The 12,306-nt window shown below is 72.0% G+C and carries 11 protein-coding genes; 7 read left to right on the forward strand and 4 right to left on the reverse strand.

From position 1 onward, the window contains the following. Positions 1 to 370 precede the first annotated feature (370 nt). Entirely contained in the window at positions 371 to 730 is a 360-nt protein-coding gene (locus OG992_RS00320; RefSeq protein WP_266301913.1) for a VOC family protein, read from the forward strand. Positions 731 to 810: 80 nt separating this feature from the next. Here the strand turns inward: OG992_RS00320 and OG992_RS00325 are convergent, their stop codons facing one another. Further along, a complete protein-coding gene (locus OG992_RS00325) occupies positions 811 to 1,416 on the reverse strand; it encodes a lytic polysaccharide monooxygenase (protein WP_238680842.1) in 606 nt (201 codons plus the stop codon). Between the two features lie 268 nt (positions 1,417 to 1,684). After that, positions 1,685 to 2,263: a hypothetical protein gene (locus OG992_RS00330; RefSeq protein ID WP_238684150.1), complete on the reverse strand. Its 579-nt coding sequence runs from the start codon at positions 2,261 to 2,263 to the stop codon at positions 1,685 to 1,687. A gap of 473 nt (positions 2,264 to 2,736) precedes the next feature. Between OG992_RS00330 and OG992_RS00335 the strand changes: the two genes are divergently transcribed. The 5 genes from OG992_RS00335 (at position 2,737) to OG992_RS00355 (ending at position 9,711) form a co-directional block, all read left to right on the forward strand. Next, positions 2,737 to 3,282 carry a carboxymuconolactone decarboxylase family protein gene (locus OG992_RS00335; RefSeq protein WP_238684149.1) on the forward strand — a complete coding sequence of 182 codons (546 nt, stop codon included), beginning with the start codon at positions 2,737 to 2,739 and terminating at the stop codon, positions 3,280 to 3,282. Between the two features lie 132 nt (positions 3,283 to 3,414). Next, positions 3,415 to 6,012, forward strand: coding sequence for a class III lanthionine synthetase LanKC (lanKC, locus tag OG992_RS00340; protein ID WP_238684148.1), 2,598 nt, complete (start codon positions 3,415 to 3,417; stop codon positions 6,010 to 6,012). 5 nt (positions 6,013 to 6,017) lie between these two features. Next, complete coding sequence (locus OG992_RS00345) at positions 6,018 to 6,137, forward strand: SapB/AmfS family lanthipeptide (protein WP_013734295.1); 120 nt, start codon at positions 6,018 to 6,020, stop codon at positions 6,135 to 6,137. A 71-nt stretch (positions 6,138 to 6,208) separates the two neighbouring features. Further along, positions 6,209 to 7,936, forward strand: a complete 1,728-nt coding sequence (locus OG992_RS00350; protein WP_266301914.1) for an ABC transporter ATP-binding protein — start codon at positions 6,209 to 6,211, stop codon at positions 7,934 to 7,936. Continuing rightward, positions 7,933 to 9,711, forward strand: coding sequence for an ATP-binding cassette domain-containing protein (locus OG992_RS00355; protein WP_266301915.1), 1,779 nt, complete (start codon positions 7,933 to 7,935; stop codon positions 9,709 to 9,711). The genes OG992_RS00350 and OG992_RS00355 overlap by 4 nt, the downstream gene beginning before the upstream one ends. A 15-nt stretch (positions 9,712 to 9,726) precedes the next feature. Here the strand turns inward: OG992_RS00355 and OG992_RS00360 are convergent, their stop codons facing one another. Then, positions 9,727 to 10,311, reverse strand: a complete 585-nt coding sequence (locus OG992_RS00360) for a response regulator transcription factor (protein WP_266301916.1) — start codon at positions 10,309 to 10,311, stop codon at positions 9,727 to 9,729. 116 nt (positions 10,312 to 10,427) lie between these two features. Next, positions 10,428 to 11,036 (reverse strand): response regulator transcription factor, encoded by a 609-nt coding sequence (locus OG992_RS00365; protein WP_266301917.1) that lies wholly within the window; start codon positions 11,034 to 11,036, stop codon positions 10,428 to 10,430. A 691-nt stretch (positions 11,037 to 11,727) separates the two neighbouring features. On the opposite strand from OG992_RS00365, the gene OG992_RS00370 reads away from it, so the two are divergent. Beyond that, positions 11,728 to 11,904, forward strand: coding sequence for a hypothetical protein (locus tag OG992_RS00370; protein ID WP_238684143.1), 177 nt, complete (start codon positions 11,728 to 11,730; stop codon positions 11,902 to 11,904). Positions 11,905 to 12,306: the final 402 nt, after the last annotated feature.

The raw sequence follows: 12,306 nt of genomic DNA on the forward strand, positions 1-12,306 counted from the left end.
ATCCGACGCCGTTTCTGGCGACGGTGCAGGGATGAATTCCCTGCTCAGAGCCTATGTAGAGGCGATCCGAAGCATCTGTCGGGATTCGGCCTTTCCTTCAACTTTCGCACCTTCTGCACACTGTGGTCGGGTGCGGCGATCAACCGCACCCCGAAACAGCGAATCCCCGGCCTGTGGCACGGCCCGGTCGGCATCGCCCGGGTGGGCGGTGGCGAGAGCCGTCGTCGCTGACAACCACTGCCCAGGTGCTCTGCCGCGTTGCCCGCAGGGCGCGGACCTGACGGTCTCCGATTCGACGCCCCGATTCGTCGAGCACCTGCCAGAGTGGTTCATGCCCTTGAGTACGTACCACCTCAGAGCCTCTGTCGCCGTGTCCGACATTCAGACGGCCGTGGCCTTCTACGAAGGCGCGCTGGGCCTGCGCGCGTTGCGGTCCGGCCCCAGCGCCACCATCGCCGACGGTAGCCGCGTCTATGGCTCCGGTGGCGGGCCGGCGCTGAACGTGTACCAGTCGGTCACTGCCGGGCAGACCTCGGCGACGGTGGCGACGTGGTACGTCGACGACATGGACCAGATCGTCGACGAACTCACCTCGTCCGGCGTCGAGTTCGTTCGCTACGAGCAGTTCGAGCACGACGACAAGGGGATTACCGCGCGGGCCGGAGGCGGACGTATCGCCTGGTTCCAGGACCCGGACGGCAACACCTTCGCTCTCGAAGCCGACGCGTGACCTCCACCTGAGACAACCAATCCGGCTCAGGGCGTTGACGCCCTGAGCCGGAATAGTTCTGTAGCTGTTGGTGCCGCCGATCAGGTGACGTTGATGTCGCTGCACCACATGTAGGTCTGGTCGAGGTGCGACGCCCTCCAGAGCACGAACAGGATGTGGTTTCCGCTGCGCGACGGGAGCGAGACGTTGAACGAGATGTTCTGCGCCGGCGCGTAGCGCCCGGTCGTCGTGATCAGGTCGAGGTTGCCCCATCCGAGCTTCTGGGTGGACGGGTTGAACCCCTGCTTGGTGACGTAGACCTGGAAGTAGTCAGCGCCGTGGCTGGCCTGGTCGTACAGCTGGACCGTCAGGTTGCGGCTGACGGTGGTCGTCTTCCACGCCCCGGGCTGGTTCACGCTGTCGTTCCTGGACAGGGCGTTGCTGCACAGTTGGCCGTCCGGGGTGCGGGCCTGGTACTGGCCGCCGAGGCCGTCGCGCAGCTGGCTCATCCAGTTCCACATGGTGTCGGGGTTGGCCTGGAACGCCCGCCAACACATGGGGTCCTGCTGCTGCATGGCGGGGTTCATGTGCTGGTTGCCCCACGCCTTCCAGCATTGGTAGGCGCGACTCATCGGGTTGATGATCGTGCCGTGGGCCTGGGCTGCCCCGGTGAAGGGCAGCATGCCGGCCACGATGGCGAACACCATGACGAATGCTCGCAGCGACCGACGGACTGGTGACCGGGATCGTCCGCCGGATCGATCGGACTTGAGTGAACGCACTGTTCATCCTCCGCTCTTCGGGACTACTTATCGGTATGGGAACGCTCCCAAGCCAACTGTTGCATCTCACGACTTAAATATCAACCGTTATCTATCTATGGTCGGATGTGGATCGAGCTGACCGGGGTGTCCGCAGCCGCCCGGTTCGGATCCGGGTGCGGGTAACGACCGCGCCACCGTTCGCCTGGCGCGGTCACAGGCCGGCTGCGGCGTCGTATCGGCGGCGCTGGTCGGCCATCTCCGACTCGGACAGCGCCTCCTTGAGCGCCAGATCCGCGTACTTGGGCGGGAGCATCTGCCGCACCCGGTCGGTGAACATGACCTCGGCGGTCGCCTCGACCACCTGGATGCCCGGAGGCTGGGTGGACATGTCCATGATCACGGGGCCGGCCAGTTTGACAGCCACATCCCAGGGGCGCTTCTGTTCGGCGACCCCGCAGAGGTGGAAGCCGTAGACCGTCTGCACGTCGGCGAGCGCGGCGGCCTCGGTCGGCTCGTAGCCGTAGACGCGGACCCCGCAGATCACCGCCGGCTTCTCCGTGGTGGCCGCCTGCTGGGCGCCGTGTCCGGCGTGGTTGTGCTGCCCCGGGTCCGCCTGTTCGAGCGTGGTACGCATCCGGGCGATGATCTGCGACTGCAGATCCGCCGGCTTCGCCTCCGAATCGGCCCGGTTGACCAGTACGACCGCGCCGGCCGATACCACCAGCAGGATCACCGCCACCCACACGAAGCGGTTTCGGTACCAACCCGCGAAGTTCTCTCGGGAAATCATGATTGCTTCTCACCTCGTCGCCGGTGCTGGTGCTGGCAGGCCGAATCGGACGCTCCCCGTCGGGTCGGGCGTCGAGCGCGTCAGCCGTTGGGGGACACGTGCCGGGGGTTACCGACGGCGGGCGAGGATGATTGCCCGGCAAGGTGCCCCGCCGTCGTAGAGATGGCCCGGCGATCCGCCAGGCGAGCGCCCGCCAAGGCGGCGCGCTGCCGGCGCTGCGATGCTCCCGTGCTGGCCGTTCCCAGCGCGGTTGCCCCCGCGCTGCGGCGATATCAGCCATTCCAACACGTCTGGGCCGGCTCTGGCAACATCGACGAGCATCAGCGTGGATTTGCCCAGGTCACCCGCGCCTTCGTCGCGCACGAATGCTCATCGGCACACCGCCGCCGGTCTCCCCGAACGGGATCCGCCGCGAGCGCAACCAGGATCGGATATGGTCCGTGACACCCGATTTGCCGCTTCTAAGGGGAACCATGAGTCGCCTGCCATATGTGAACCCGGCCGAGGCCCCGCCACCGGTCCGCGACGCTTTGCAGGCCGCGCGTCCCCTGAGCTTCTTCCGCGTCATGGCCCACGCCGAGACCGCGTTTCCGGACTGGATGCGCTGGGGCGGCACGCTGCTCAAGGACCTTGCCCTCGACCCACTGCTCCGCGAGATCGCGATCCTGCGAGTCGCCCAGTTGAGCGACGTCACATACGAGTGGGCTCAGCACGAGCCCATCGCCCGCTCCGCCGGCGCCACGGACGAGATGATCCACGCGCTCGGGCGCAACGAGATCGGGGACGACTGTTTCACCGCAGACCAGCGGATCGTCCTGCGTTTCACCACCGAGGTCGTCCGCGACGTCCGCCCGCCCGACGACACCACCGCCGCACTCACCGGGCTGCTCTCCCCGCGCGAGGTGGTCGAACTCCTGATGGTGATCGGGCAGTACATGATGATCGCCCGGGTCGCCGCGGTAACGGACCTCGACGTCGACAAGCCCATGGGCGCCGCCGTCTACGGCGCGCGGACCTGACTAATGTCATGAGTACCTGTGCAGCCCGCATCGAACGTCGTGACTAAGCGCACTGGAGCCCACTCGTCCCGTCGATGAGACTCGATTCAACGCCGGAACACCAGCCGGCCGAGTTCGAGGGGCGGCGAGACGGTGGACGAACGCTACGACAGCTACTGCGCCGCGGATCCGCTGTTCTACGACTCGCTCGGCAGCGCCGTCGCACAGCCCGTCTTCCCGGCCGCCGAACGGCCGACGCCGAACGGCTGGCGCCGCGAGCCGCTCGACGACTGGCTGATCTACGCGCCCGACGGCGGCTCGCTGCCGCAGCAGGGCTGGAAGATTCATGTGTCGGCGGGTCTGGCGAACGCCGAACGGGTGCTGGACGCGGTCTGGAACTACTGCGTCCCCCGTGGCCTGTCCTTCAAGTTCCTGCGCGGGCCGCGCACGCTGCTGCTGCGCAATTCCAAGTACGCCGCCCGGGCCGCCAGCGGCAAGTTCATCACCGTCTATCCGTGCGACGACGCGGAGCTGGAGCTGGCCTGCAAGGAACTCGACGAACTGCTCACCGGCGAGACCGGGCCGTACATCCTCAGTGACCTCCGCTACGGCGCCGGCCCGGTGCACGTGCGCTACGGCGGTTTCGCCGCCCGCTACTGCCACTCGCCCGACGGCCAGGTGGTGCCGGCGATCGAGGACGACTCCGGCACGTTGGTGCCGGACCGGCGGGAGCCCGTCTTTCACGTACCGTCCTGGGTCACAGTGCCCGACTTCCTCGGCCCGCACCTGGCCGCCCGCAGCGGCACCAGCACGGACCAGGTGCCGTACCGGATCGAGCGGGTGATCCACTTCTCGAACGGCGGCGGCCTGTACGTGGGCAGGGACCTGCGTACCGACACCGCTGTGGTGCTGAAGGAGGCCCGACCGCACGCCGGCCTGGACGCCGACGGCACCGACGCCGTCGCCCGGCTGGCCCGCGAGGCGCAGGCCCTGCGGCAACTCGCCGACCTGCCCCAGGTGCCTCGGGTGCACGACGAGTTCGCCCTCGGCGAGCACCGGTTCCTCGCGCTGGAGTTCATCGAGGGCCGACCGCTGAACAAGGTGCTTGTCGACAGGTACCCGCTGATCGACGCCGACGCGACCGACGGCGATCGGGCGGCGTACACCCGGTGGGCCCGCCAGACCTACGAGCAGGTCGAAGCCGTCGTAGCGGCGATCCACGAGCGCGGCCTGGTCTACGGGGACCTGCACCTGTTCAACATCATGATCCGGCCGGACGACCGGGTGGCCCTTGTCGACTTCGAGGTGGCCGCCCCGATCGCCGGGCACCGCCGACCCGGGCTGCGTAACCAGGGCTTCGCGGCACCGAGGGACCGCAGCGGGCCGGCTGTCGACCGGTACGCCCTGGCGTGCCTGCGGTTGGCGCTGTTCCTGCCACTGACCCAGCTGGTCCGGCTCGCCCCGGCGAAGGTGACCCACCTGGCCGACATCATCGCCGCGAACTTCCCGGTGCCGAGGTCCTTCCTCGACCCGGCGGTCGAGGAAATCACCGGTGAGCCGCGCCTCACCGCCGAACCGCGAGGGGATCTCGACGCCGACGACTGGCGCACCATGCGGGACCGGCTGACGACGGCGATCGTGGCCAGCGCCACCCCCGAGCGCGACGACCGGCTCTTCCCCGGTGACATCGAGCAGTTCCGCAGCGGCGGCCTCAACCTCGCCCACGGGGCGGCGGGAGTGCTGTACGCGCTCGACAGGAGCGGTGCCGGACGGTGGCCCGAGCACGAAGACTGGTTGGTGCGGCGGGCGACAGCGCCCCCGTCCGGCACTCGCTGCGGCTTCTACGACGGGCTGCACGGCGTCGCGTACGCGCTCGTCCACCTCGGACGCCGGCAGGACGCGCTGGACGTTCTCGACATCTGCCTGCGGGAACCTCTGGACGGGCTCGACCACAGCCTGGCCAGCGGACTGTCCGGGATCGCGCTCAACCTGGCCGAGATGGCCGCGCGTACCGGGGAGGTGTCGTTGCGCGACGCCGCGTGGCGGGCCGCCGAGCGGGTGATCGGCCAGTTGGCCGACGACCCGGGCCCGGACGTCAGCGGCGGACGTAACCCGTACGCAGGGCTGTTGCGCGGCCGGACCGGACCGGCGCTGATGCTGGTGCGGCTCTACGAGCTCAGCGGCGACGACGAGCTGCTGGGGCACGCCGCCACGGCGCTGCGCCAGGATCTGCGCCGGTGTGTGCTACGCCCGGACGGTGCGCTGGAGGTCAATGAGGGCTGGCGCACCATGCCCTACCTGGCGCACGGCAGTGTCGGGATCGGGCTGGTCCTCGATGAGTACCTGCGCCACCGGGCCGACGACCGGTTCGCCGAGGCGAGCGCGGGGGTACGCCGTGCCGCCCGGTCACCGTTCTACGCACAGTCCGGGCTCTTCGCCGGCCGGGCCGGCATCATCGCCTACCTCGCCGCCTCGACCGACGACGCCGACCGTCGTGAACTCCGCGCGCAGGTGGATCGGCTGGCCTGGCACGCGCTGCCGTACCGGGAGGGGACCGCCTTCCCCGGTGAGCAGTTGCTGCGGCTCTCCATGGACTTCGGCACCGGCACCGCCGGCGTGCTGTACGCGCTGGCCAGCGCGGAGCACGACCAGCCGCCGGCGCTGCCCTTCCTCGCGCCCCTGCCGGGCGCGAACAGACTCCCCCGCGACAGCGGGGGCGACCTGATCGGCGAACGGAAGGAAGGGAGGTGAACGACATGGCACTTCTGGACCTCCAGGGCCTGGAGATGGCTCCGGCCGACCGCACCGGTGGCGGCAGCCGGGCGAGCCTGCTGCTCTGCGGCGACAGCTCGCTCTCCGTCACGACCTGCAACTGATCCATCACACGTGGGGCCCTGGGTGGGTAGACGTGCCCACCCAGGGCACCCGCGTACCAACGGGAGGACCGATGCCGACGTTCGCCGTGGGGGACAGGCTGCTGCGGCAGACGGTCCTGGCGGGCGGCGGCTGGACCGCCGGACTTGCGGCGGTCGCGCTGCTCGGCGCGGCCGCCGAACTGTTGCTCCCCGCGGCCCTGGGCCGCGCCGTCGACGCCGCCCTCGCCGGCGGCTCCGGCTGGTGGGCGGTGTCCGCCGGCACCCTGGTCGTCGTTCTCATCGGCGTCGACACCCTGACGGACCTGGCCAGTGGGTTCGGCGCGGCGCGTGCCACCGCCGGGCTGCGTCGGCGGCTACTGCGTCACCTGTTCGCCCTGGACGTCCGCGCCACCCGCCGGCATCCGGTCGGTGACCTCGTCGGCCGGCTGGTCGGCCAGGCCGCCGACGCGGGACAGGCCGGCAATGCCGTGGTCCTGGCCATCGTGGCGGTGCTTCCGCCGCTCGGCAGCGTCGTCGCGCTCACCATCATGGAACCGGTCCTCGGGGTTACGCTGCTCGCCGGTCTCGGCCTGCTCGCCGTCCTCATGCGCGCCTTCGTGGCCGACGCCTCGACAGCGACCGCCGCGTACCAACGGGTGCTCGGCGCCATCGCCGGCCGATTGCTGGAGTCGCTGACCGGCGCCCGGACCATCGCCGCCGCCGGCACCACCCGCCGCGAGGAGGCCCGGGTGCTGGCGGCCCTACCGGAGCTGGACCGGCACGGCCGGCGCACCTGGGGACTGCTGGCCCGGGCGAGTGCGCGCACCTCGGCCGTGGCGCCGCTGCTGAACCTGAGCGTCGTCGCGGTCGGCGGGTACGCCCTGACCGCAGGCTGGCTCACGCCGGGTGAACTGGTCGCCGCGGTCCGGTACGCGGCCATCGGCGCCGGGCTCGGCGCGGTGCTCGCCACACTGAACCACCTGGTCCGCAGCCGCGCGGGAGCACACCGGGTCGCCGAGCTGCTGACGCAGCCCGCCACGTCGGCGGGCGACCGGTCCCTTCCACCCGGCGGCGGCGCCCTGCGACTGCGCGGGGTGTGCGTGCACGCCGACGACGGCCGGCCCATCCTGGACGGCGTCGACCTGGACGTGCCGGCCGGCGCGACAGTGGCCGTCGTCGGAGCGTCCGGTGCCGGCAAGTCGACCCTGGCGGCCGTGGCGGGACGGCTGTACGACCCCGACGGCGGCGAGGTGCGACTGGACGGGGTGCCGCTGCGGGACCTCGACCCGACGGCGCTGCGCCGGGCCGTCGGCTACGCCTTCGACCGGCCGGTGCTGATCGGCGCGACAGTCCACGACGCGATCGGCTTGGCGCTGCCGGTCGACTCGGCGGCGCCGCCGGCCGATCGGAGCCCAGCCACACCGGCGGTTCTGCGGGCGGCCCGGATGGCGGCGGTCGCCGACGTGATCGAGCGTCTGCCCGGCGGTTACCGCACCCCGCTGGTGGACACACCGCTGTCCGGGGGCGAGACCCAACGTCTCGGCCTGGCCCGCGCGTTCGCCGCCGAACGGCTGCTCATCCTGGACGACGCGACGTCCAGCCTCGACACCGCTACCGAACACCGGATCACCGAGGCGGTTCTCGGGCGCGCCGGGGGGCGTACCCGACTGGTGGTCACCCACCGGACCGCGGCGGCCGCGGCGGCCGACCTCGTCGCCTGGCTGGACGGCGGTCGGCTGCGCGACCTGGCACCGCACCGGCAACTATGGGCCGACCCGGACTACCGTGCCGTCTTCCAGCCGGCCGGCGGTGGGTCGTGAACGGTCCCGGCGTACGCCGGGTGACCTGGCGGGCGCTGCGGGCCCGGCGGCGAGAACTCGCCGGGCTCGGCGGTTGGTCGCTCGTCGAGTCGCTGCCCGCGCTGCTCGCCGGCTACCTGGTCGCCCGCGCCGTCGACGAGGGCTTCCTGGCCGGACGTCTGCTCAACGGCCTGGCCTGGTTGGGGGTCCTCGCCGTGGCCGTACTGGTCGGCGCGGCGGCCACCGGTCGGACGTACCGGAGCCTCGGCGCCGTGGTCGAGCCGTTCCGCGACGAGGTGGCCGCCCAGGTGATCCGGGGCGCGCTACGTGACGCCACCAGGGCGGGTGGCCGTCCGGACAGCGCCGCCGTTACCCGGTTGACCCATCAGATGGAGATCGTCCGCGACACCTTCGCCGGTCTGCTGATGGTGACCCGCGGTTTCCTCTTCTCCGCTGGCGCGGCAGTGCTCGGCCTGCTCGCCCTCGCGCCGGTGGTGGCGGCGCTGGCGGTCGCTCCGCTGGTCGCCGGCCTGGTCGTGTTCCTCGCCGCGCTGCCGGCGATGGTCACGCACCAGCGCGCCTACGTCCGGGCCGGTGAGCAGCTCGGCCAGTCGGCGGCGACAGCGCTGGCCGGTCATCGCGACGTGCTGGCCTGCGGCGCCCAGACCCGCGTGTCGGAGGAGGTGGCCGGCTGGGTGTCGGCGCAGGCGGCCGCCGAACGTATGCTCGCCCGGATGGCGGCGATCCGCAGCCTCAGCCTCGGTATCGGCGGCTGGCTGCCACTGCTGCTGCTGATGGTGACCGCCCCGTGGTTGGTCGAGCGTGGTCTCACGGCCGGCGCGGTGCTGGGCGCGCTGATCTACGTCTCCACCGGGCTGCAACCCGCCCTGCACACACTGGTGCAGGGCCTCGGCGGCGGCGGGCTCCGCTACGCCGTCACCCTGGAGAACATCCTGCGCGCCTATCCGGGCTCCGACGACCAGCGCCCACCGGCCCTCGCCGCCCGGATGCCCCGCCCCGGACCACCCGTCGGTCCTGCCGGTCGCCCGCCAGCCCTCGAGGTCCGGGGAGTGACCTTCGGGTACGGCCCGCGCGCCCGGCCCGTCCTGCGGAACTTCTCGCTGACACTGGCCGACCGGGACCATCTCGCCGTGGTGGGCCCGAGCGGTGCGGGCAAATCCACACTGGCCGCCCTGATGGCTGGTGTGGTGCCCCCGCAGGCAGGCACCGTCCACCTGGCCGGCACGAGGGTCGCCGAGATCGAGCCGGCCGTTCTCGCCCGGATGCGAGTGCTGGTCCCCCAGGAGGCGTACGTCTTCACCGCCAGCCTCGCCGACAACCTCCGCTACCTCCGGCCGGACGCCGACGATCACACGCTGGAGGGCGCCCTCGACGCGCTCGGCGCGCGTCCCCTGGCGACCCGCCTGGGTGGCCTGGGGGCGCCTGTCGCACCGGCCCTGCTCTCCGCCGGCGAGCGGCAGCTCATCGCGGCGGTCCGGGCCTGGCTGGCGCCCGCTCCGCTGGTGGTCCTCGACGAGGCGACCTGCCACCTGGACCCGGTGTTGGAAGCGACGGTCGAGACGGCCTTCGCCCGGCGGCCCGGCACCCTCGTGGTGATCGCGCACCGGATCAGTTCCGCGCTGCGGGCCGGACGGGTGCTGGTCCTCGACGGCGACGAGCCCGTGGTGGGGACGCACGACCAGTTGATGGCCCGCTCGGCCACCTACGGGGTGCTCGTCGGCTGCTGGGACGACTCGGCGGTGCCGTCCCCGGCGGCGCCGGCGCGGCAGGGCTGAACCCCGCGCATCCGGTCAGATCCAGCCCGCCTCGCCGGCCATCCGCACTGCCTCCACCCGGGTACGCGCGCCGACCTTGCGGGCGATCCGACCGAGATGGTTGCGGACGGTCCCACGGGTGAGCCCGAGCGACACCGCCACCTCCGCGACCGGCGCGCCCGCGGCCGTCAGCCGCAACACCTCCGTCTCACGGCTGGTCAGTGGGCCGTCCGAGCGCAGCGCCGCGACGACGAGATCCGCGTCGAGCACGGGCTCCCGGCGGGCGAGCCGCCGGATCCCGTCGATGACCCGTTGGGGCGCGGCGTCACTGCGCAGGATGCCGACAGCCCTCGTCGGGCACAACATGCCTCGCAGCCGCCGGGCCCGACGTGGGTGGGCCAACACCAGGACGGGACACCGGTCGAGACGGTCGGGATCGACTCCCTCGACGAAGTCGAGGTCGGCCACCACCACGTCGGGGCGTTGGGCGCGGACGGCAGCGGAGACCGCGTCGCCGCAATCCACCTCCGCCACGACACGGATGTCGTCCTCGGCGGCGAGGACCAACGACAGCGCGCCCAGGACCAGGGCACCGTCCAAGGCGAGCAGGGTACGGATCACGATGAACCTTCCCGCACTGCGATGGCGATCACACAACGTCAACATTCAAACACGCAACCGGTGGGGCCGCACGGCGACGGGGCGGGCCCGGAAACTCCGGACCCGCCCCCGAACTGTCACAGCCAGCCGTTACGCCGCGCGCGCGACACCGCCTCCAGTCGGTTGCGGGCCCCGGTCTTGCGCAGAATCACCGACAGGTGATTGCGCACCGTCCCGTGTGCCAGGTAGAGGCGTACGGCGATCTCCTTCAGGGGTAGGCCCTCGGCCGCCATCCGCAGCACGTCCATCTCCCGAGGCGTCAACGGCGTCTCCGGAGGGCTCAGCACCGCGATCGCCGCAGCCGGGTCGATCGCCCGCTCCCCGGCCGCGAGCGCGCGGATCGCCCGCACCAACTCGGCCAGCGAGCTGTCCTTCCCGAGAAGGCCGCGCGCGCCGGCTGCCAGCGCCGCCTCCACCAGTGCCGGGCTCCACCGAGGGCTCATCGCCAGCACGGCGGCGTGCGGCGCCTCGTCGTCGATCCGGGCGACCACCGCCACCGGGTCGGGCAGCTCCGGTGTCAGTGCCAGCACCACCACCTGCGGTCGGCACCGCCGGACCACAGTCAACAGCTCACCGACACCCTCGACGTCGGCGACCACCTCCATGTCCTCCTCGCGTGACAGCGCGGCGCAGAGCGCCCCGCGCAGCAAACCCATGTCCTCGGCGACGACAACGTGGATCACCACGTTTTCTCCGATCTCCGGTACGCGTCACGACGGCCACCGATCCCGGAACATCCACGGGTTGGTCAGGGCGATCGTGCGCTACAGACGGGTGGGCATCGGCCCGCGGCACCGTCGCGGCGGACGGGCGCGGGCACTGATCGACCGACCAGCGGGTGAACAGGCTGGCCGCTCGGGCCAGCCACCGGGGTCGGTCGACCCGCCTCAGCCTGGGCGGGCGATCGCGGACGGGGTTCGGCTCTCGACCAGAGGTGGCACGAGATCGCAGCGTGGCCCGGCGCCGAGGTGCGACTGCCGGTCCAGCGGTCGGACCAGCCCTGACCCGGGAGTCGGTCCATTGTCGACACGAACGGCGTCCTGGTCGGTGGGTGCGACGGGCTGGCCAGGAAACACACCCCTCGCGGCCACCGGTACCGGGCGTGCGGCGAGGTGCCCCGTCGGGGCCGCGGCACGCGCGGGGCCGTCGGCGGAATTCGGCGGTGGCGCGGCCGGGGTCGGCGGCGCCGTGGCGCGTACGGATGCCACTGCCGGAACCACCGGTGACGTCGGAGCTGTCAGTACGGGAGCCGGCTGGGTCACCGGCGGGGCGGCTGGCCCGAGCACCGGGGGAACGGGCAGTGCGGGTGTCGCCGCCGGAACGATCACCGGGCCGGGAACCGGCGGTAGAACGGCATCGACGACACGGAGGAGCGCCATGACGACGGGCCTGATCGGCACCGTGCGCACGATGTCGACGACGTACGGCAGGGGAGCGGTGACCAAGCCGACCACGGGCGGACCGGGCGCCGTCCGCACCGCCGACGGATCGGGGGTGGCGGTGGTCGGCCGTCGCGGCGGATCGGCGGCCGGCCGCGACAGGTCCACCCGGTGAGCCGAACGATGAGCGGCGCGGGTCACGGAGGCCGGTCGGAGTCTTTCGCGCTCCGGCGTGCCGGCTGAGACGGGTGCGCCGAGCCTCGACGCACCCGCCGACCGTCGGGGCTCCGTCGAGGGGGGATCCTCGCGGGGGGCGGCCACCGAGTCGGTGGGTACTGCCAGCGGGGCACGGGGCCTGTCCTGGCGGCGGTCGTCGGCGGCCGGGGCCCGTTGACGGTCCTGGTTGGGGCGCTCGGCGACAGTCAGCCGCGCGACCGACCCGACCAGACCGCCGATCCTGCGATGGGGCTCGTCGCCGGACCCGCTACGCATCCCGTCGGCGGCGGCCGGCCCCTGAAACAGGGTGGCCACGACGAAACCGGCCCCGACGGCGGCCGCGATCAGCGCCAACCGCCGG

Source organism: Micromonospora sp. NBC_00362 (assembly GCF_026342155.1).
In the GTDB taxonomy this organism is placed as follows: Bacteria; Actinomycetota; Actinomycetes; order Mycobacteriales; family Micromonosporaceae; genus Micromonospora; species Micromonospora hortensis.

Coding starts and splice junctions, on each gene's coding strand:
- OG992_RS00335 (WP_238684149.1), top strand. CDS start 2,737: ATGAGTCGCCTGCCATATGTGAACCCGGCCGAGGCCCCGCCACCGGTC.
- OG992_RS00325 (WP_238680842.1), bottom strand. CDS start 1,416: ATGGTGTTCGCCATCGTGGCCGGCATGCTGCCCTTCACCGGGGCAGCC.
- OG992_RS00345 (WP_013734295.1), top strand. CDS start 6,018: ATGGCACTTCTGGACCTCCAGGGCCTGGAGATGGCTCCGGCCGACCGC.
- OG992_RS00370 (WP_238684143.1), top strand. CDS start 11,728: ATGACGACGGGCCTGATCGGCACCGTGCGCACGATGTCGACGACGTAC.
- OG992_RS00330 (WP_238684150.1), bottom strand. CDS start 2,263: ATGATTTCCCGAGAGAACTTCGCGGGTTGGTACCGAAACCGCTTCGTG.
- OG992_RS00350 (WP_266301914.1), top strand. CDS start 6,209: ATGCCGACGTTCGCCGTGGGGGACAGGCTGCTGCGGCAGACGGTCCTG.